Raw genomic sequence first — 20,603 nt, forward strand, 5'->3', positions numbered from 1 at the left:
GGCCAATTTTAACACCATGTGTTTAAACAAATACAGCAGCATTTACACCAAAGACGACAGCTTGCCCGCCTCGCAGGCCATGCTCATAGGCTCCGGCTTGTCCGAAGCCGATTTGCGCAAGCCGTTCGTGGGCATCGCCTCTACAGGTTTTGACGGTAACACCTGCAACATGCACTTGAATGACCTCGCTGATGTGGTGAAGCAAGGTGTGCAGGAGCAAGGGTTGGTAGGCCTTCGGTTTAACACCATTGGCGTGAGCGACGGCATCACCAACGGCAACGCGGGCATGCGCTATTCGTTGGTGAGCCGCGAGATTATTGCTGATTCCATTGAAGCCATGGTCGGCGCGCACTACTATGATGCCCTGGCCTGCGTGGTAGGCTGCGACAAGAACATGCCGGGTGCTTTGATGGCGATGGCAAGATTAAACCGCCCCAGCTTAATGGTGTACGGCGGCACCATCAAAGGCGGAAACTTCAAGGGCCAGAAACTGAACATTGTGTCTTGCTTTGAGGCGTACGGCCAGAAACTGAACGGCAATATCTCAGAAGAAGATTACCGCGGTATCATCAACAACGCGTGTCCGGGCCCGGGCGCGTGCGGCGGCATGTACACGGCCAACACCATGGCCTCGGCGGCCGAGGCGCTGGGCATGTCAGTGCCGTATTCGTCTTCCTCGGTGGCAGTAAGCCAAGAAAAGCAGGATGAATGCCTGAGCACCGGTGAGTACCTGCGCAACCTGCTGGAGAAAGACATCAAACCCAAAGACATCCTGACCCGCGCAGCTTTTGAGAACGCCATGGTACTGATTACCGTGCTGGGCGGCTCTACCAACGCGGTCATCCACTTAATCGCCATCGCGCATGCGGCAGGTGTGAAACTGACCATCGAAGATTTCCAGGCGGTGAGCAACCGCGTGCCGTTCCTGGCCGATTTGAAACCCAGTGGCAAGTATTTGATGGAAGATTTGGCTGCCATAGGAGGCGTTCCGGCCGTCATGAAAACGCTCTTGAACGCTGGTTACCTGAACGGAGATTTACTCACCGTGACCGGCAAAACCATCGCGGAGAATTTAGAAAATGTGCAACCCCTGGGACCAGAGCAGGACTTATTAAGACCGTTTGACAACCCCATGAAAGGCGATGGCCACATTCAGGTGCTGTACGGCAATCTGGCGTCTAAAGGCGCGGTGGCCAAAATCACGGGCAAAGAAGGGCTTCGGTTTGAAGGCCCGGCCGTGGTGTTTGACTCAGAAGATGAACTGAACGAAGGCATCTCCCTGGGCAAAGTGAAACCGGGCCACGTCGTCGTCATCCGGTACGTGGGCCCCAAAGGCGGTCCGGGCATGCCGGAGATGCTCAAGCCTACTTCCGCCATTATTGGCGCAGGGCTAGGCTCCAGCGTGGCCTTGATTACCGATGGCCGTTTCTCCGGCGGCACCCACGGCTTTGTGATTGGGCACGTGACCCCGGAAGCATATGACGGCGGTACCATCGCCTTGGTGGAAGACGGTGATTGGATAGTGCTGGATGCGGCTAAAAACGTGATTCAGGTAAATGTGGAAGAAGGCGAGTTAGCCCTGCGCCGTTTGCAATGGCAAAGACCAAAACCCAACGCCTCGCAAGGAGTGTTGCTGAAATATTTGAGAACCGTAAGTGATGCCAGCCACGGCTGCGTAACCGATTTAGCAGAAGAAGCCTATGTTAACGCAAGAGAAACAAGCCCCAGCCTCGCCTGAAACCGGCACCCAGCTAAGCGGTAGCCAAGCTCTGCTGCACGCTTTGGTGGTGGAAGGCACAGATACCATTTTCGGTTATCCGGGCGGCGCCATCATGCCCATCTATGACGCGCTCTATGACTTTGAGGGCGACCTGAAACACATATTGGTGCGCCATGAGCAAGGCGGCATCCATGCCGGTCAGGGCTACGCCCGAAGCTCTGGGAAAGTAGGCGTGGTGTTCGCGACCAGTGGCCCCGGCGCTACCAATTTAGTCACCGGCCTCGCCGATGCGCAGATTGATTCCACGCCCTTGGTGTGCATCACCGGCCAGGTATTCGCGCATTTGCTGGGCACCGATGCCTTTCAGGAGGCCGATGTGATTGGCATTACCACGCCCGTGACCAAATGGAACTACCAGATTACGGATGCCACCGAGATTCCGGAAGTGTTGGCCAAGGCGTTCCACATCGCGCGCAGCGGCCGGCCCGGCCCAGTCTTGATTGACATCACCAAAAACGCGCAGCTCCAAAAGTTTGATTTCCAGGGTTACACGCCGTGCGACCATATTAGAAGCTATCGGCCCAAGCCGATTGTCCGGAAAGAATACATCCGCGCTGCGGCTGAGTTGATAAATAAAGCCAAAAAACCGTTTGTGCTTTGGGGGCAGGGCGTCATGCTCGGCTCCGCCGAAGCAGAATTCAAGGCGTTCCTGGAGAAAACCGGCATTCCGGCCGCCTGGACCATTATGGGCGCGGGCGCTTTGCCCACCGACCATCCGCAGAACGTGGGCATGCTGGGCATGCACGGCAACTACGGCCCCAACGTGATGACGAACGAATGCGACGTGCTGATTGCCATTGGCATGCGCTTCGATGACCGCGTGACCGGCCGCCTGGACAAATACGCCAAGCAGGCCAAGGTCATCCACCTGGACATTGACCCCGCCGAGATTGACAAGAACGTGAAGACCACCGTGCCCGTTTGGGGCGACTGCAAAGAAACCTTGCCGCTGCTCACGCAACTGGTGGAAACCAAAAAACACACCGACTGGCTGGCCCAATTCCGGGAATTTGAGCAGAAGGAGATTGACGCTGTGATACGGGAAGAACTGTTCCCCGCCAGCGGTGAAATGACCATGGGCGAGGTGATACAGCAATTGAATGAACTCACCAAAGGCGAAGCCATCATTGTCACCGACGTGGGCCAGCACCAGATGGTGGCCTGCCGTTACGCCAAGCTCAACCACACCCGCAGCAACATCACCAGCGGCGGTTTGGGCACCATGGGCTTCGCGTTGCCGGCGGCCATCGGGGCTAAGTTTGGCGCGCCAGACCGCACCGTGGTCGCCGTGATTGGCGACGGCGGCGTGCAGATGACCATCCAGGAGTTGGGCACTATTATGCAGAGCGGCATCGACGTGAAAATCCTGATTCTGAACAACCAGTTTCTGGGCATGGTGCGCCAATGGCAGGAGCTTTTCCATGAACGCCGCTACTCGTTTGTGGACATCACCAGCCCTGATTACGTGCAGGTGGCCAAAGGTTACGGCATTGCCGGCCGCAGCATCAACCAGCGCGAGGATTTAACAAATGCCCTGAAGGAAATGCTCAGCAACCCCGGTTCTTTCCTGCTGGAGGTGATGGTGACCAAAGAAAACAATGTGTTCCCCATGGTGCCGCAGGGCTGCAGCGTGAGCGAAATTAGATTGAAATAGGTGCTTAACTAGACTAGTATGACCGACCAAACGCACCCCGAAAAGCAGGAATTCAACATCACGGTGTATACCGAGAACCAGATTGGCTTGCTCAACCGCATCGCTATGATTTTCTCGCGCCGCAAAATCAACATTGAGAGCCTGAATACCTCGCCCTCCGAGATTGAAGGCATCCACCGGTTCAACATTGTCATTCACGTGACCGAGGAAGTGGTGAGCAAAATTGCCAAGCAGATTGAGAAGCAGATTGAGGTTCTCAAGGTGTATTTCAACACCAACGACGACGTGATTTGGCAGGAAATGGCTCTCTACAAAGTGCCCACCGAAGTGATTGCCGAGAAAGCCAAAGTAGAACGCCTGCTCCGCGAAAACGGCGCCCGCGTGGTGGCCATCCGGACGGATTACACCGTCTTCGAGACCACCGGCCACCGGGAGGAAACTGATGCCCTGATTAGAGTCTTGCAGCCCTACGGCCTTATTGAATTCGTGCGCAGCGCCCGCGTGGCCATCATCAAAGACAGCGACGGCTTCAACAGAAAACTCCGCGAATTTGAGCGCGCCGAACCCGGCCACGAAGTAGTAGAAAACGAATTCCTGGATAGTAGAGAGAAGGTATTTACGATGTAACATATTCCTGTTTTCGGCCTCGTTTTTGAAAATAAGGCCGAAAACAGAAAACTCACCATCCAAACTGGCGCGAGACTAAAGTCTCGTGACAAAGGTTGAAGCGAGTCTCCAGACTCGCTGGGAACTGCGAAAAGAACATGCGGGAAAATGGAGTCTGGAGACTCCACGCATCCATCGGCACGAGTCTGGAGACTCGCGCCAGAAAACATAAAAAAGGAAAAGCTGTTTTCGGCCTGATTTTCAAAAACGAGGCCGAAAACGCAAATCAAAAAAGTAACCTGTAAACCAACTAATAACACTTATTAACCCACAGTAAAATGGCAAAAATCAATTTCGGCGGTGTAGAAGAAACCGTTGTCACCCGCGAAGAATATCCGTTAGAGAAAGCCTTGGATTTCCTGAAAGACGAAACCATTGCCGTGATTGGCTACGGCGTGCAGGGCCCCGGCCAGGCATTGAACATGCGCGACAATGGCTTCAACGTGATTGTGGGCCAGCGCCAGGATTCTCCGTCTTGGGAGCGTGCCAAGAAAGACGGCTTTGAGGAAGGCGTGAGTTTGTTCTCTATTGAAGAAGCCGCCGAGCGCGGAACCATCATCTGCAACCTGTTGTCAGACGCCGGGCAGATTGCGGTTTGGCCTACGTTGAAAGAAAGACTGAAGCCTGGCAAGACTCTGTATTTCTCACACGGGTTCGGTATTACGTTCAAAGAGCAAACCAGCATTGTGCCTCCGGCCGATGTAGACGTAATTTTGGTGGCCCCCAAAGGCAGCGGTACCAGCTTGCGCCGTCTGTTTCAGGCCGGTGGCGGGTTGAACTCATCGTTTGCGGTGTTCCAGGACGCTACGGGCAACGCGTACGAAAAGGCCATCGCCATGGGCATCGGCGTAGGTTCTGGCTATTTATTTGAGACCGATTTTAAAAAAGAAGTTTATTCTGATTTGACCGGTGAGCGCGGCGTATTGATGGGCGCTTTGGCGGGCATCATTGAGGCCCAGTACCAGGTGTTGCGCGAGCGCGGACACTCTCCGTCTGAGGCCTTCAACGAAACCGTGGAAGAACTGACCCAGAGCTTGGTGCCTTTGGTAGGTGAGAACGGCATGGACTGGATGTTCAGCAACTGCTCCGTAACCGCCCAGCGCGGCGCCCTCGATTGGAAAGGAAAATTCCGCGAAGCAACCCTTCCCGTTCTGAACGATTTGTATGACAGCGTGGCCTCTGGCAAAGAAGCCGAGCGTACCATCCAACGCGGTTCCACGCCTGGCTACCGCGCAGAACTGGAAGCCGAACTGAAAGAAGTACGCGAATCTGAATTATGGCAAACCGGCGCCGTGGTAAGACAACTCCGCAGCAAAAAGGTTGAAGTAACTGAAGAAGTATAACATTATTTGATACTCCCCCTTTGAAGGGGGCGACGGGGGATGTTTACAATGTAGGGACAGGGCTAGACCTGTCCCCACGCATTGCTGGTCTGCGCATTTTGCAGGTGCCGTTTGCCTCCTCCGTAGGAAAGTTCTAGCGTTGGCCACCGTGAAGGACAGGTCAAGCCCTGTCCGTAACAAACAGCAAATCATTCTCAAGGGGAGAATCAAAAATCCAATTCCTGTTTTCGGCCTGATTTTTAAAAATCAGGCCGAAAACAGCTTTTTCACCAAACCAACATGCAAGAAGACACAGCTTTAGTAGAGACCGTGGTGGCCTTGGGCAACGTGGAGAAGGCGGCCAAAAACCTGAAGGGCGTGATTTACAAGACGCCTTTGATGAAAAACCTTTGGCTTTCTGAAACCTACGGCGCGGACATTTACCTGAAGCGCGAAGACTTGCAAATTGTGCGTTCCTACAAAATACGCGGGGCGTACAACAAAATGTCCACGCTGCGGCAAGAGGAACGCGAGCGCGAGATTGTCTGCTCCAGCGCCGGCAACCATGCGCAGGGCGTGGCTTATGCATGTCAGCTGTTGGGGGTGAAGGGGTATATTTTCATGCCCGCCCAAACGCCCGCCCAGAAGGTGAACAAAGTGCGCCTCTTCGGGAAGGAGTGGGTGGAAGTGGTGCTCACCGGCGCTACCTACGACGATACCTTCAAAGCTGCCAAAGACTTCTGTGATGACCGCGGCAGCACCTTCATTCCGCCCTTTGATGATTTAGCCATTATTGAAGGCCAGGCCACCGTGGGGCTGGAGATTTTCAAGGACGCTGATTTTTCCATTGACTACCTATTCATGCCCATAGGCGGGGGCGGCTTGGCCAGCGGTGTTTCCAGTGTGTTCAAGCAACTCAGCCCCGGCACAAAACTGATTGGCGTGCAGCCGGCCGGTGCGCCGTCTATGTACCAATCCATCAAAGAAGGCAAGCGCCAGACCCTGGACAAAATTGACTCCTTCGTGGATGGCGCCGCCGTGAAATGCCCCGGCAAATTGACGTTTGACATCTGCCGCGAGTTGCTGGACGAGGTCATTCTAGTGCCCGAAGGCCAAATCTGCGAAGACATTCTCAAAATGTACAACGAGGAAGGCGTGGTGTTGGAACCGGCCGGTACGCTAACTATCTCGGCGTTGAAATCCTTTAAAGACGAGATTGAGGGCAAGCATGTAGTCTGCGTGATTAGCGGCAGCAACAATGATATCACCCGTATGGAAGATATCAAGGAGCGTGCGCTGCAGCACCAGGGCCTCAAGCATTATTTCATGGTCACGTTCAACCAGCAGCCCGGCGCGCTCAGAACTTTTGTAAACCGCGTGCTGCACCCCCAGGACGACATCATCCATTTCCAGTACATCAAGAAAAACAACAAAGAAAAAGGCCCCGTGTTCATCGGCGTGGAAGTGAAACACCCGCAAGACGTGGAAGCCATTAAGAGAAGAATGCTGGAAGAGGGCTTCGCCTATGAATACCTGAATGGGAAGCAGGAATTTTTGAATTTGTTTGTGTAAATTTTTAGTTGCGTTTTTTGTAGTTTGTTTAGCGTTTGTTGTTGGTGAAATGCCCTGCTTCAGTGAAAAGAGGCGGGGTATTTCGTTTAAAACTTTTGTTCTTGGTTTCTTCCACGGCAGGAAGTTGTTATCAAAAAGTATCTGCTAAGGAAATTTTCCGTTTTCGGGCTCAATTCCAGAAATGAGCCCGAAAACGGCCTCTGGTATTTTGGATGACAGACTTGCAACTTTCTACATTAGGAGTATTTTTGGGACTAGGCTTGGCAGGATTGGGTAATTGTGAACCAAGGTTATACCGAAGCCAGTCACCTTTTAGAAAGACTTACGCTTATGAAAATTTTATACGGCGTCCCCGGCGAAGGCATGGGCCACGCCACCCGCAGCAAAGTTATCATCAAGTATCTTTTGGCGCAGGGTCATGACGTGCAGGTGGTTTCTAGTGCGCGGGCATTTCAATTCCTAAACAAGGCGTTTCCGGGGCGGGTGCATGAAATCAAAGGGTTTCACATTGCTTACCGCAACGCGGCGGTGTCAACGGTAAACACGGCGCTGCTCACACTCAAGACTGCCCCAGCCAACCTGAAGATGAATTTCAACCGGTACCGCGAATTGATGGCTTCTTTTGAGCCCGAGGTGGTGATCTCAGATTTTGAATCGTTCACCTATTTGTTTGGGAAACATCATCGGCTGCCCATCATCAGCATTGACAACATGCAGGTCATTAACCGCTGTACCCTGGATATTGCTATTCCCGACGACGTGAAAGGCAGTTACCAGGTGGCCAAGAATGTGGTGAAAGCCAAAGTTCCGCGGTCGGCGCATTATCTGGTGGCGTCTTTTTTTGAAGCCACGGCCTGTAAAGAAAATACTACGGTGGTGCCGCCCATCATCCGGGAGGAAATCTTGAAGGCGAAGCCAAGCCAGGGCGATCATTTATTGGTGTACCAGTCCAATACCAATCAGAAAAATCTGGTGCAGGTGTTACAGGCCTTGCCGCAGGAAACTTTTTATGTCTATGGCTTTAACAAAGACGAAGACCACGGCAACGTAAAACTGAAAGCGTTCAGCGAAGAAGGGTTCATTCAGGACTTGGCATCATCCAAAGCGGTGCTGGCCAACAGCGGATTCTCTTTGCTCAGCGAAGCCGTGTATTTGCAGAAACCCATTTGCGCCGTGCCCATTCCCAAGCAGTTTGAGCAGTACCTCAACGCCGCCTATGTGGAGAAACTGGGCTACGGTAGAAATTTTTCGGCGTTCACCCCAGACGCCCTCAAAGCTTTTCTGTATGATGTGCCCAGCTTTCAAAAGAACCTCAGCGGCTATCACCAAAACGGTAACCAGGTGTTGTTCTCAGAAATTGACAGACTGCTGGCGGAAGTAGGGTAGGTTGTAAAAAGAGGGAGTGGTTTTAAAAATCAAATATGTAAACCCACCCCAACCCCTCCCAGGAGGGGTTGGGGTGGGTTGCCTTTTAAATAGAATTCGTCTCACTATTCACTTCTCAACTTTAGTTAAATAATTTCTGTTTTCGGGCTCATTTTCAGAAATGAGCCCGAAAACAGAAATTATTTTTTGACTTCTTCCAGGTGCACAAAGTAGCGGGTGATCTTATTCCATTGCAGGCTTTGGAACCCGGCCCAGCCACCTTCAGAAATCATGGTGTTGAGCACGGCACGGTCGCCGGCTTCCTGGCCTTGGTTGTTGATGGCTTCGTCTTTGCCAATCTCCAGGCCGTGCAGGGTGAGGCCGTCCAGATATACCAGAAACGTGCTGCTGGCTTCATGGGTGAAAAAATGCTTCACTACCTCGGGTTGGTCGGTTTTGGGGGCGGGCGGCGGACTGGGCTTCACCACAAACTGCGCGGCGGTCTCTTCCTCGGTCACCTCGGTCACGGCCACCCAGTTCTCAATGTTGGTGGCCGGCAGAATGATCTGCATGAAATCGCCTACCTGTGGCTTTGTTTTATCTGATGGCTCTCCGGCTGCGCCAAACAGCTGAAACGTGGAGTTGATGCCTTCCAGGTTAGACCATTTGTTCACGTCAAACAACTTGGCTTTGGCCTGTTCAAACGCTTGCTGCGCGGCCGCTTCATCTGGAAAGGTATTCTCGTTCTGGAAAAGTTTGTCTTTGGTTTCCTCGCCTTTGAGGGCGGCCCATTCTTTCTTTAGTTTCGCAATAATATCGGTCAGGCCCATGCTTTTTTCGTTAGGTTTCGTCCAGAAAAAATACGGCAGCCAAAGGGCTAAGTTGAGCAGCGGGAAAGATAAATGCTTGAAATTTATTTCACCGGCGGAATAATGCCTTCCAACACCGGCCTGATTTGGTTGGCCTGTTGCATCATTTGGTAAAGCCCGGCGGTGTCTTTGTTCTGCAGGCACTCCTGGAACCGTTGCAAATGCTTGATGTACTGGCCCAGGGCGTGGCCCAGGAAATGCGAATTCTGCTCAAAGATAGGCGCCCACATGTCTGGCGAACTTTTGGCCAGACGCACGGTAGAGGCAAACCCGGAGCCCGCCAGCGCAAAGATGTTTTTTTCGTCTTTCTCCACGTCCAGCACCGTCAAGCCCAGCAGAAAGGAACTCACGTGCGACAAATGCGAGATATAAGCCACGTGCTTGTCGTGCTCTTTGGGGTCCATGAAAATAGTGTTCATGCCCAGCACCGTAAACAACTCCAGCGCCGTGGCCAGCGCCGCCTCAGAAGATTTTTCCTTTTCGCAGATGATGTTCATCTTGCCCTGGTACAACCCATGCAGCGCCGCCGCGGGGCCAGAGTTCTCAGTACCGGCAATGGGGTGGGCGGCTACAAACTGGGCGCGTCTGGGGTGGTCTTTAACCGCTTCGCAGAGTTGCCCTTTGGTGGAGCCAAAATCTACCACCACCGTATGGGGGCCAGCCAAGTCCAATAACGTAGGCAGCAGCTGTGCAATGGCGGTGACTGGTATAGCCACCAACACCAGGTCAGAAACCGCCACGGCCTCTGCCAGCGGCAGCACCTGGTCCACCAACTGTAAGGCTAACGCGCGCTCCGCATTCACCGTATTTTGGTCAACGCCAATGAGGGTCTTGGGTACGCCGGCTTTTCTGAGGTCAAGGGCGGCAGAACCGCCAATAAGCCCGGTTCCAATAATGGTAATGGTTTCCATTGAAAGATAACTTGCGCTAAAACCCGAAGGTACTAAGGATGCCACCAAGAACAAGCGCCTGTTCTTTCACCAGGGGCTATATTTATGTTTTGGCTGGGAAGAAAAAATTCCGTTTTCGGGCTCATTTCCAGAAATGAGCCCGAAAACGGAAACAAAAAAGCACAGAAACAGATTGAACTATAGTGTGCATTTTTGCCATGTTCTGCATCTACCAAAGAAAGAGCAGGTTCTTTAAATTCGGCTGAAAAAAGAACCGCAGTTCCTGCACAGTTTTACTCAGAAGCCCGTTTGCCCATGAACTATATTGATTTACTTCTGGCCATCATTGTACTCCTGAGCTTGTACACCGGCTGGCAGCGCGGGCTGTTGAACGGCCTGCTAGACCTCACCCGGTGGTTGGGAAGTCTGCTGATTGCGTTTTGGTCTTACCCTATGGTGGCTTCTCTTTTGGGTCGCGGTTTTGACTGGAGCCCCTTGTACCTGTTGCCTATCAGCTTTTTCATTGTGGCGGTTTTGGCCAGCATCGTAATTCAGAGTCTGGGGAATTGGGTGTTGGCTAAAATTCCTCAGAACGTTTTGGCGCATAAAAGCAACCACGCGCTGGGCTTGTTGCCGGGGTTAGTAAGCGGCGTGGTCTCGGCGGGACTGGTAGCCATTCTGTTGATGGCTTTCCCGTTGACTGGTGCTTTAAAAACGCAGGTTCAGGAAAGTAAGATTGCTAAACGGTTTGCCCGCTACGGCGAGAAAGCAGAGATGGCCTTAGCCGATGTGTTTGGAGATGCCATGCGCCCCACCCTGAACAAACTCACCGTGCAACCCGGCTCTTCTGAAATGGTGGAGTTGCCCTACAAAGTCACCACTGCCACTCCCCGGCCCGACCTGGAGACCGAGATGCTGGCCCTCATCAATCAGGAACGCACCGCCGAAGGACTACAGCCCCTGCAACCAGATACCGCTTTGCGCCGCGTGGCACGCCTCCATTCACAGGACATGTTTGCCCAGGGGTATTTCTCGCATTACAACCTACAGGGGCAAAGTCCTTTTGACCGCATCAGGCAAGGGCGAGTGCCGTTCAGGATTGCCGGCGAGAACCTGGCGCTAGCGCCCACGCTCACCATTGCCCATGAAGGATTAATGAATTCGCCGGGCCACCGGGCTAATATTCTGCGCAGGCAGTTTGGGCGGGTGGGCATCGGTATCTTGGGCGGCGGCCCGCACCGGCTCATGATCACTCAAAACTTCAGGAACTGAGCCTATATCCTAGATTCTGGTTCACTTGAATCTGTACGCTTCTTGCAATTCCATTCATCTGGCTTTTTGCTGGCCAAGGGCTTGGCACCACCGGGTAAAATTTATTTTGTGGGTCCCAGGTCTTTTTTTCGTGCCGAAGTTAGATTATATTTGTCAGCAGGTGCTTGGCTTAGAGTAGCTTAAGAGCACCTTGCCAGTGCTGTTAGAAAAAGCAATGCCTTTCCCCCGGAGGTTCTTTCTAATAGATTTAGTTGCGTTAAAAACCCGTTCCTACGTTTACCCTTTATTATTTTATATGAAAAACGTTTTATTCATCTGTATCATTTTCTTCCTGGGCTGCGTGACCGTGCAGGCCCAAAGCAAAGGCGCTGCCAAGCCCTCCTTCAACGACTCTAAAGAGTGGTTAGATGTGAAATTTGTAGCCTTCCATTGCAAAGACAGCAAAACCAAAGGAGCTAAAAAAGAACTCACCGAAGAGGGCATCACCATTGACGCCACAGACCTGTACCAGGAATCCATCAAGTGGGCAGATGTGAAGAACATCATGATCATTAAGGCGGAAAACAAAGTGAAAATCATTGGGCCCAGCACCAAGAAAGACTTGAAGAAAGGCCTTACCACGGAGATGACCGGCATTGACCTCTACCTGTGCAAAGCCACCTATGATGACCTGCAGAAAATTGTGAAAGCTCTTTCCCATGCCGCCACCCTAAAAGGCGCCAAGATTGTAGCCGACGACATGTTCTAAGCACTCGAACTTTTATAAAACAGAAAGGTCGGGCATTTTTGCCCGGCCTTTCTGTTTTATAAAAGTTTGCAATTAGCGTTCCACCACCTTGATCAAGGTGCCGGCAGCTACCCGGTCTGTGAGGGCCATGCCGTTCAAAATAGCCAGTTCCTCCAGTTTTTTGGCTGGCATCTGGAAAGACTGCAATACTTGTGAGAGCGTGGCTGCCTGTTTCACGGTTTTAATGCGCACCAACTCGGGCTTCCGGTTGATTTTCTCCTGGTCAGTGAGCTGCCGGAAGTTTTGCATGGTGCTGGTGAACGCTGGCGTCAGGTTGTTGAACGTGGCCGTTGGGCTCACCCCCGTGATGTTGTAGATGTTGCCGCCGTACTGAATGAGATAGGAAAGTGCTCTTATGTCTTGCGGCTGCTCTTGCTGTTGGCCTTGCTGGGTTTGTTGCTGCGGGGCCGGTTGTGACATAATCATGATGGCGGGCAGACCGTTCACCGTTACTTGTCTTGAGTCCAGGGCTTGCAGGCCGTATTGTTGCAGCATCTGTTGGCCGGCCTCCTCTAGGGTTTTGCCCGGGGCCAGGGTCAGGAACATGAGAGCTTGGCCATCGGCGGGAGCCATTTGTACCTGTTGCGGGGAGTTCTGGTGTTTCCAGCCGGTGGGGATTGGGAACTGAAACTTGAGTTCTGGGTGGTAGAAAATGTTGTTCTCCACAAAGCCCTGTTTGGGGTCTTCGCCGTAAATGAGGCCGTCAATCATTCTCAGGTAAGAATCACGGCCTTCTTTGAGGTTAGTGGCGCTGGTTTTGGTTTTCCATTGGTCAGCCAGTTGGTGCACCGTGGTGTAACGGTTTCCTGGCGATGGGTGCGTAGAAAGAAACTCCGGAATTTCTTCGCCGCCGGCGGCCTGGCTGCTTTGTCGCTCCAAGGTTCTGAAGAAATCGGCCATGTGCTTGGCGTCATACCCAATCTTAGTGGAATATTCCACGCCCAGTTCATCTGACTGACGTTCCGCATCGCGGCCAAACTTGAGGAACAGTAAACCGGCACCCTGCATCAGCTCATTGCCAAAATTCCCCAGTTCCGGAATGGCGATCATGCCGCCTAGCAATATACCTTGGGTAATCATCTGTTTGCTTTGCTGCTGTACCGTGTGGCGCGCCGTAATGTGACCAATCTCATGCCCCAGCACCCCGGCAAACTGCGCCTCAGAGTTAAAGTGCGCCATAATGCCGCGGGTGAAATACACGTAGCCGCCCGGCACGGCAAAAGCATTGAGCACTGGTGAGTCTACTATCTTGAATTCGTATTTGAGGTTGCTTCTGTGCGAGACGGCGGCCATTTGCTGGCCTTTGTCCTGGATGAATTTCTGCAAAGTGGGGTTTTGGTACAGCCCAAACTGGGCTACAATGCTGGGGTCGGCCTCCTGGCCCATGGCTATTTCCTGTTCCTCTGAAATAATGGCTACCTCGCGTTTGCCCGTAACCGGGTTGGTGGCGCAGGAATTGAATAAAAACAAGGCGGCAGTGGCCAGCCCGTACGGCATATATTTTTTCATAGTAGCTCAGGTTAGGTGAAAACCGCAATTTCTTTCAGAAAAGAATATTCCAGAAAGATTATGTTTACTGCAACGAAGATGCATTTTATTGGTTGCACCCAACCGTTGACCCCTAGCAGATGGAAGGCCCAGGGCAACGTTTCCGTTTTCGGGCTCATTTCCAGAAATGAGCCCGAAAACGTAAATTTAGCTAGGAGGGAAGGAGCGGGGTTTGGCCAGACTGCTGTTCCTGCCACCGCTGGCGGTAGGCGTTCATGGCTGTGATTCCCAGCTTTTGCAGGAGCCGGTAATTCACCACCAACCCCACGGGCGCGCCAATAATGGGAATGAGTTGCGCCAGCTTGGCCAGGTCAATGTAATCACGGTATTCCTGCTGAAAGGTGCGCCAGTCAAACGCATTGATGTCCAGGGGCAGTTCTTCTTTTTTCTGGTCCCAGTTCACCATTTGCTGGTACACGTCTTGCCGGCGCTCCTGCCCACTAAACGCCAGCTGGAAAATGTGCAGCAGAAACACGCGCTCACGGTAGTCGTCCACAGAATGACCGTACAGGGCGGCCAGGTCAAACAGCATTTTGAGTTTGATGCCCAACAGCAGCGGGAAATCTGCCAGGCCCAGCAGAAAGCCACCGGCGCCGGTAAGTCCTCCTTCGGCGGCGGCCGTTTTCTTGTAGAAGTCAATGCGCTCCAGCACCACCGCTTCTTTCAGTTCCAGTGTGGCATGGTCCAAGGGTTTGGCCGTGGTGTGTTTCGCCCCGAAGAGCACGGCTTTGATCATTTGCTTGATGGTGGCCGTAATGGCCTGGTGTACTTTCTCCGGAATGTAACTGTTGAGCTTGGTCTGTGCCCTTCGGCTTAAGTTGTTCAGAAACGAAGGGGAACGCTGCATCTCCTGTTGCCAGACCCGCAGTTCCTGCAAAACGGTTTCTTCATACGGGGTGTGAGACATGGGCAGATCTAGCGGAAAAATAATGTGACAAGTAAAATAACGGTGAGGTAATTCACGCTTTTCGTTCGGTCTATAAACCATAGGTTCAAGGTGGCAACTTAGACGAAAAACTAACTGCTTTCCATTCTCCGTTTTTGGCCTCATTTCCAGAAACGGGGCCAAAAACGGAAATTTTTAAGTAGCGGTGTAGGCGCTATTCCTTATTTAGCCACCACTACCCGGCTGGTGTATTTTTTACCTTTGGTGTGCACGTTTATAAAATAAAGCCCAGAGGAAAGGGCAGACACATCAACATTTAGCTGACTCTCATTCCCGGCACCAGGTTTATTTAAAATTTTCACGCCAAGATTATTGAAAAGCTCAAGATGAATGATGGGTTCCTTCGTTTTGACAGTGAAGGTATGGTTGGTGGGGTTGGGGTAAATCTGGAGGAGGTTGTGTTTTTCTTCTGCGCTGCTCGTAACGGCATTGGTGAGTTTCATGACCACTAATTCGCTTTCAAACACAGATTTTGCGGCATAGGCCACCAGAGGCGCACCGGTCATGGGGTCAAACAGCAACACCGCGTTGTTCTGGGAGTTGCCTGGCACTTCTGATGTGCCCATGGTAGTCCAGTCAGTGCCGTTGAATTTTTTCACCTTCACTTTTTCGCCATCGTTTTTGTCAATATAAGTCACAATGGGAACCCCCAATTCATCAAGTAGTAAGGAAAGGTGAGAAGGGCCGCTGTTGGAGATGGTATTGCCTACCTGTTTCCAGTAAGAGCCGGTGAAGTACATCACTTTCACATCTTCGCCTTCCACAAACGCAATGTAGGGCACGTGGCGGACGTCAACAGCCATATTCACCGCAGTGACTGCCCCGTCTGTAAAACCGGCCGGACCATACGTTTCCCATTCATAGGTATGGAAATTCATTCTAATCACCGTGGCCTTGTTGCCCTGGGCAGCATCTGAGAGAAAGATAGACACCCCACCTTCGTCAGAGACTCCCAGGGCATACTGGTTGAAGGCAGGCTTGAAAGTACTGGTAGAGCCAAACGGGTACCAGAGGTCATTAAGAAAATGGTACGTGGTTAAGCCGCCGCTCTCCTGCAGGGTGATATAAAAGATATCATTCTTATCCATTCTTAAGGAGGAAGACCGGGCCATGGTGGTATTCAACATGCCATTTTCCTGAAACTCCCATGCGCCTTCGGGGGTAAATCTGGCAAACCGGTTGGGGTTTGTGGTATTCATGAGGGCAGGATCATTGTAAAAGAAATAGGGAGTTCCTTCAGAGGTGACAGCCAAATAATTGTTGGTAATTTTTCCTTCTGAGAGGCCGGGCTGGCCCAAGGGTTTCCATTCAGTCCCGGTGTAGGTAATGGCAGACGCTTTGCCCCCAAAACCATCCTGGAAAGCTACATAAGGCGTGCCAGTGGGGCTGATGGCAAAGGATACGGGTCGGGTTCTGAGTGTGGTGGCGTTGGTCTTGCCCATTTGTTCCCATTTGGTATAGCTGAGCGGCGGAGGAGTATGCACCGTGAGTTGGGCACTTTCAGATGCAAAACCATACCCATTGGAAGCTTGCAATCGGTAGAGAAGGCCATTCAAGGAGATGGGTGTTTTTTTGAAGGTTAACGTTGGCGAATCAATTCCTTCATAAATGTCATACGAAGCGAGGGGCTGGTACGTGGCGCCATTGTCTGCGCTTGCGTGCCAGGCATACCTAACCGTAACCCAGTCTGACGCGGCGTGCGCGGTAAAACTAACAGGGGCACCAGCCATGATGGACGCCGCCACCGGGTGAGAAAGAAACGAAGGCTTTTTCCCAAATCTCAGAACCGCATAGCGCTCGCTACTAATGGTCACAAACGGAATGCCTGCAGGCGAAACGTCTAGCTGCAGGTAGCCATTCGCAAAATCTGAGAAGTCTTTGGTTCCCACCTGTTCCCAAACCAAGCCATTATACCTTACAACAGACGGCTTATTGTCTGAGCCCCCGTTTTTATAAAGGACAAATGGGGTTCCCTTGGCATCAAGTGCCAGGTCATGCGCCAGGAACGTCTCATTCACCGGAATCTCCGGATTGAATTCTTCCCACTTAGCGCCGTTAAACCGCTTAATAACAGATGTATACGTGTAGTTGTCGTTGATTAAATGTCTTTCCTCAAACAACACATAGGGCACGCCACTTGGGTCCACCTCTAAACTTTCTACATAACCTACTTTGTCAGAGAGAGGAACCCCGCCAACCACGTCCCACGTGAGACCGTTGAATTTTTGAACTAGTGGTTTATGGTACAGAGGTCCATAAAATTGACTTCTGTCTTGGTAGGCTATATACGGAATGCTGTTTTTGTCAAGGGCAAGGTGGGCGTTGTTTTCGGGGTAGAAAATTTTATTGCCTAAATTCTCCCAGGTAGTTCCTTGCAAGCGCCAGACGGTAAGGTTGCCATTTTCATACTCCTGGTAGCCAATATAAGGAATGCCCTCCGCACTCACTGTAAACGTGACATGGTGCGCTTCTGTGGAGGCGTATCCGGGTTTAAGGTTCATGTTCCTTCTGCCTACTTCCATCCATTGGCCTCCGGTGAACTTCATGATGATGACATGCCGTTTATCATCGCCGTTCACAAATACTACATAGGGCGTATTGCTCGCGTCAAAGGCCATTTTATATTTTCTGGCAAAATGAGAGGAGAAGCCTGGCTGCCCCACATTTTCCCAGGTAGTGCCATTGAACTTCTTGACGCTTATCTTTCCTTGAACCTCGTTGGCATTGTTCTCTTCCGCATACACAATGTATGGAATACCCTGTTTGTCTACCGCGGTAACCGGAGAACTACGCCCGGTAATTTCGCCCAGCGGGTGCCACACACGGTCATGGTCAAAGAAGGGAGGACGCACGGTTAGCAAGGCGGCGGCCGTGCTGGAAACGCCTATGCTCTGTACCTGCACTTTGTACAGAAACCCGTTCATGGGTAAGGATACATTCTTGATTAGCAACGCGGGACTATTAGCCCCGGAATACTGGAGGTTGTTAAAGATGTTGGAGTAGGTTTGGCCTTTGTCCTGGCTCACCTGCCACTGGTACTGCAAGGTTTGCGTACCAGTAGGGCTAACAGAGAAGGTGGCATTTTCCCCGCTAAAGGTGCTGACGGGTAGGGGCTGGGTGGTGATGGAATGGGGTGGTGGGGGAGAAAACTGCATGGTGGTCACCTTCTGGTTGTATCCGCCATCTGAAAAAGATATAAAAGGAACGCCTTCCTGGTTGACCGCCAAATTAATATAGGCAATTGGCCCTGCCGAAAACCCAGCCAACCCTACCTCTTGCCAGTCAACTCCATTAAACCGAACCACGGAGGCGCGTGCCTCAAAGTAATCATTGGCATAGGCCACATAGGGAACCCCGGCTTTGTCCAGGGCTAATGACGGTTGGGTGGCCCCTGGATCAGTGAAGGCGTTTGACCCTACATAATTCCAGCTGGTGCCATTGAACCGCCTAACGGTGGCCCGGTTCTCAAAATTCTTTTCAGAATAAACCACATAGAGAGTGCCAGCCGCGTCTGCTTTAATGGAAACTTGTTGGGCCCTTCCATCAGAGAAAGCCTCCCTACCTACCAGCTGCCAGGAGTCTTTCATTAGTTTTTTAACGGAGACCTGTTCCTGGTCATCTGTGTATGCTGCAAACAGGTTCCCATAAAGGTCAAAAGCTAGCGATGGAATGTTCGCCAATCCGTTTTGGCTAGACTCTGAGAAGCCAGAAGACCCTAATATGGTCCATTGGGTTCCGTTAAATCCCATGGCCGTTGCGGCAATGCCATTGTTGAACCTGTCTACAAAAGCAACACTGGGGAGTTGGGTCTTAGGATTGATCTGTAAGGATAGATTGGTGGCGTTTCCTCTGGAAAACCCGGCTGTTCCTACCGCTACCCATGCAGAGCCATTGAATTTCAGGACGGTGGCTTTTCCATTGATGGATTTGTCTTGATAGGCCACATAGGTAGTACCTGAAGCATCAAGCGCCAGGGAGATAAATCCGGCTCCGGCCGCAGAAAAACCCGCAGAACCTACCCCTGCCCAGGAAACCCCAGTAAAGCGCATGACCGTTACTTTTCCTTCTCTTGCAAGGTCACTATAAGCCACTATGGGTTTTCCATCTGCCCCCATAACCATAGAAACATGTTCAGCGGCCCCGGAAGAAAAACCCGGAGGTCCTGCCTGATTCCATTGATTACCGGTTGCAAACACCGGCAGATTGACGGTTAGCACGGCTGGTTCAGAAAAGGTGATCAGTTGGTTGCTGAGTAAAACACGGTAGCGGTTTTTGGAAAGGGAGATGGGTGCGTTGGCTATTGTTAAGGTATTGGAAGATACCCCAGTGTACACGACGCCATTCTCAAGATTCTTATAGGTAGAACCATTGTCTGTGCTCACCTGCCATTGGTAAGAAAGGTCATTGGCGGCGGTGGCAGTGACTGTAAAACGGGCCGTTCCTGTAGCTTCAATGGTTTGACTTACCGGCTGCGATACCAGGAGGGGCGGTTGCCTGGAAGAGAATTGCATGACAGTGGCTTTGTGGCCCCGGCTGTCATCTCTGTATGCTACGTGCGGATTCCCTGCCGCATCTAAGGTCATTGATATTTCATTAACTACCCCCGCTGAAAACCCTGCCATGCCTAGCGACTCCCATTTAGCAACATTTAGGGTCATGACCGTGGCTTTGTAGCCAGCCCCCGCATCTTTGAAGGCTACATATAGTTTATTGGTGGCCCCAATGGCCAGGGTAATGTTCACGGCCTGGCTTGTAGAAAAACCAGAACTTCCCATATAAGACCAGACACCGCCATTGTAAAACATAACGCTGGCTTTCCCTTCTTTGGCTCCGTCTTGAAAAGCCATAAACGGGATGCCGGTTGAATTAATGGCCAGGGAAATTTCATCTGCCCGCCCGGTGGTAAACCCTTGCATGCCCAAGGGCTCCCAACTGGTGCCGTTGAATTTTTTGACAACCGCTTTAAAGTCAAACGCCATGTCTTTGAAGGCAAGGTAGGGTGTGCCCCAGGAATCAAACGCAAGGGAGTAGTTATAGCCCCAGGCAGTGGAAATGGTGCTCTGGCCCACGGTTTCCCAGGCGCTGCCGTTGAAACGCTTAACCGTTCCTAAGTACAGGTTGGCACCGTCTGCATAGGCCAGGTAAGGAGTGCCGTTCGGTGACAGGGCCAAGGTTAATTCTGTGGCCCCGGCGTTGGTTGGGGAAACATCTCCTACAGCTTCCCAACCGGTTCCATTGAATTTTTTCACCTTAGGTTCGCTTGTCCCAAACTCCAAGTAAGCCACCATGGGTACACCTTCCTTGCTGATTTCTAAGGAAACGTCCACCACGGGGGCATCAGAAAATCCGGCGGAGCCTACGGCTTCCCAGTTTGCTTCCACTAAGCGGGAGACTGTGATTTTGTCAGACTTGCTGGCGTCTTTGTAGGCTACATATGGAATGCCCTGCGCACTCACTTTTATCTGGGTTAAATGGGCCTGACCCTCTGAAAAACCGGGCAACCCCACCGTTCTCCATTCCGAGGTCCCTTGCGCCAAGCTACTTTCCTGGGTCATGAAAAACCCCAGGAGTAACAAGCAGGAAAAGATCTTATTGAATAAACAGGGCGTAGGTGATGGAGTAAATTTCATGAGGGAAAAGCGCACAAGGGTAGGGTTCTTTTGCCTTGATAGAATTTCCATCAAGCCACCAGGTAGAAAAACGTGTATGTTAGAAGCGGTTGTTACTATGGACTACCGGCAGATGTTATTGTGCAGCAGCCAAAATGTTATTGATAAACTGTAAATGAGAATGTTGTGGAATAAATTTCTGGGTAATTCAGTAATTGGTTGCAATCTCCTTACTAGCAGGTTCTAATCCCAGATTTCTCTGGCATAAGGGGTCTGTTCCAGCGCCAGAATAGTATCATAAGAATACTGAAAATTCTATATAA

General features: G+C 51.7%; 13 protein-coding genes. 8 read left to right on the top strand and 5 right to left on the bottom strand.

Annotated elements, in window-relative coordinates; genetic code table 11:
* Positions 1-16 precede the first annotated feature (16 nt).
* The 6 genes from ilvD (at position 17) to IMY23_RS01105 (ending at position 8,380) form a co-directional block, all read left to right on the top strand.
* The gene (gene ilvD / locus IMY23_RS01080) at positions 17-1,738 is read left to right on the top strand and encodes a dihydroxy-acid dehydratase (protein WP_192820279.1); all 1,722 of its coding nucleotides are present in this window, start codon (positions 17-19) and stop codon (positions 1,736-1,738) included.
* On the top strand, positions 1,701-3,434 hold the full coding sequence (gene ilvB / locus IMY23_RS01085) for a biosynthetic-type acetolactate synthase large subunit (protein WP_192820280.1): 1,734 nt from the start codon (positions 1,701-1,703) through the stop codon (positions 3,432-3,434). Before ilvD ends, ilvB begins: the two co-directional genes overlap by 38 nt.
* Before the next feature lie 18 nt (positions 3,435-3,452).
* On the top strand, positions 3,453-4,061 hold the full coding sequence (gene ilvN / locus IMY23_RS01090; protein ID WP_192820281.1) for an acetolactate synthase small subunit: 609 nt from the start codon (positions 3,453-3,455) through the stop codon (positions 4,059-4,061).
* 317 nt (positions 4,062-4,378) lie between these two features.
* On the top strand, positions 4,379-5,443 hold the full coding sequence (gene ilvC / locus IMY23_RS01095; RefSeq protein WP_192820282.1) for a ketol-acid reductoisomerase: 1,065 nt from the start codon (positions 4,379-4,381) through the stop codon (positions 5,441-5,443).
* 279 nt (positions 5,444-5,722) lie between these two features.
* Positions 5,723-6,994 (top strand): threonine ammonia-lyase IlvA, encoded by a 1,272-nt coding sequence (gene ilvA / locus IMY23_RS01100; protein ID WP_192820283.1) that lies wholly within the window; start codon positions 5,723-5,725, stop codon positions 6,992-6,994.
* A gap of 330 nt (positions 6,995-7,324) precedes the next feature.
* Entirely contained in the window at positions 7,325-8,380 is a 1,056-nt protein-coding gene (locus tag IMY23_RS01105; protein ID WP_192820284.1) for an MJ1255/VC2487 family glycosyltransferase, read from the top strand.
* A gap of 179 nt (positions 8,381-8,559) precedes the next feature.
* Here the strand turns inward: IMY23_RS01105 and IMY23_RS01110 are convergent, their stop codons facing one another.
* Both IMY23_RS01110 and IMY23_RS01115 read right to left on the bottom strand, forming a co-directional pair.
* On the bottom strand, positions 8,560-9,189 hold the full coding sequence (locus IMY23_RS01110; RefSeq protein ID WP_192820285.1) for a hypothetical protein: 630 nt from the start codon (positions 9,187-9,189) through the stop codon (positions 8,560-8,562).
* 83 nt (positions 9,190-9,272) lie between these two features.
* Complete coding sequence (locus tag IMY23_RS01115; RefSeq protein ID WP_192820287.1) at positions 9,273-10,139, bottom strand: prephenate dehydrogenase; 867 nt, start codon at positions 10,137-10,139, stop codon at positions 9,273-9,275.
* Positions 10,140-10,433: 294 nt separating this feature from the next.
* On the opposite strand from IMY23_RS01115, the gene IMY23_RS01120 reads away from it, so the two are divergent.
* Positions 10,434-11,390: a CvpA family protein gene (locus tag IMY23_RS01120; protein ID WP_192820288.1), complete on the top strand. Its 957-nt coding sequence runs from the start codon at positions 10,434-10,436 to the stop codon at positions 11,388-11,390.
* 295 nt (positions 11,391-11,685) lie between these two features.
* Positions 11,686-12,138 (top strand): hypothetical protein, encoded by a 453-nt coding sequence (locus IMY23_RS01125; RefSeq protein WP_192820290.1) that lies wholly within the window; start codon positions 11,686-11,688, stop codon positions 12,136-12,138.
* A 72-nt stretch (positions 12,139-12,210) separates the two neighbouring features.
* On the opposite strand, the gene IMY23_RS01130 is transcribed toward IMY23_RS01125, so the two are convergent.
* The 3 genes from IMY23_RS01130 to IMY23_RS01140 all read right to left on the bottom strand — a co-directional run bounded on the left by IMY23_RS01130 (position 12,211) and on the right by IMY23_RS01140 (position 20,226).
* Positions 12,211-13,686, bottom strand: a complete 1,476-nt coding sequence (locus IMY23_RS01130; RefSeq protein ID WP_192820292.1) for a M48 family metalloprotease — start codon at positions 13,684-13,686, stop codon at positions 12,211-12,213.
* A 190-nt stretch (positions 13,687-13,876) separates the two neighbouring features.
* Positions 13,877-14,632 carry an EcsC family protein gene (locus IMY23_RS01135; protein WP_192820294.1) on the bottom strand — a complete coding sequence of 252 codons (756 nt, stop codon included), beginning with the start codon at positions 14,630-14,632 and terminating at the stop codon, positions 13,877-13,879.
* Between the two features lie 200 nt (positions 14,633-14,832).
* The gene (locus tag IMY23_RS01140; RefSeq protein ID WP_192820296.1) at positions 14,833-20,226 is read right to left on the bottom strand and encodes a T9SS type A sorting domain-containing protein; all 5,394 of its coding nucleotides are present in this window, start codon (positions 20,224-20,226) and stop codon (positions 14,833-14,835) included.
* Between the last annotated feature and the right edge of the window lie 377 nt (positions 20,227-20,603).

Source organism: Rufibacter sp. LB8, assembly GCF_014876185.1.
GTDB lineage: Bacteria > Bacteroidota > Bacteroidia > Cytophagales > Hymenobacteraceae > Nibribacter.

Excerpts from the sequence above, each read along its gene's own strand:
- IMY23_RS01115 (WP_192820287.1), bottom strand. The coding sequence starts at position 10,139 with ATGGAAACCATTACCATTATTGGAACCGGGCTTATTGGCGGTTCTGCC.
- IMY23_RS01125 (WP_192820290.1), top strand. The coding sequence starts at position 11,686 with ATGAAAAACGTTTTATTCATCTGTATCATTTTCTTCCTGGGCTGCGTG.
- IMY23_RS01140 (WP_192820296.1), bottom strand. The coding sequence starts at position 20,226 with ATGACCCAGGAAAGTAGCTTGGCGCAAGGGACCTCGGAATGGAGAACG.
- IMY23_RS01135 (WP_192820294.1), bottom strand. The coding sequence starts at position 14,632 with ATGTCTCACACCCCGTATGAAGAAACCGTTTTGCAGGAACTGCGGGTC.
- ilvC (WP_192820282.1), top strand. The coding sequence starts at position 4,379 with ATGGCAAAAATCAATTTCGGCGGTGTAGAAGAAACCGTTGTCACCCGC.
- ilvN (WP_192820281.1), top strand. The coding sequence starts at position 3,453 with ATGACCGACCAAACGCACCCCGAAAAGCAGGAATTCAACATCACGGTG.
- IMY23_RS01105 (WP_192820284.1), top strand. The coding sequence starts at position 7,325 with ATGAAAATTTTATACGGCGTCCCCGGCGAAGGCATGGGCCACGCCACC.
- ilvA (WP_192820283.1), top strand. The coding sequence starts at position 5,723 with ATGCAAGAAGACACAGCTTTAGTAGAGACCGTGGTGGCCTTGGGCAAC.
- ilvD (WP_192820279.1), top strand. The coding sequence starts at position 17 with ATGTGTTTAAACAAATACAGCAGCATTTACACCAAAGACGACAGCTTG.
- IMY23_RS01130 (WP_192820292.1), bottom strand. The coding sequence starts at position 13,686 with ATGAAAAAATATATGCCGTACGGGCTGGCCACTGCCGCCTTGTTTTTA.
- ilvB (WP_192820280.1), top strand. The coding sequence starts at position 1,701 with ATGTTAACGCAAGAGAAACAAGCCCCAGCCTCGCCTGAAACCGGCACC.
- IMY23_RS01110 (WP_192820285.1), bottom strand. The coding sequence starts at position 9,189 with ATGGGCCTGACCGATATTATTGCGAAACTAAAGAAAGAATGGGCCGCC.
- IMY23_RS01120 (WP_192820288.1), top strand. The coding sequence starts at position 10,434 with ATGAACTATATTGATTTACTTCTGGCCATCATTGTACTCCTGAGCTTG.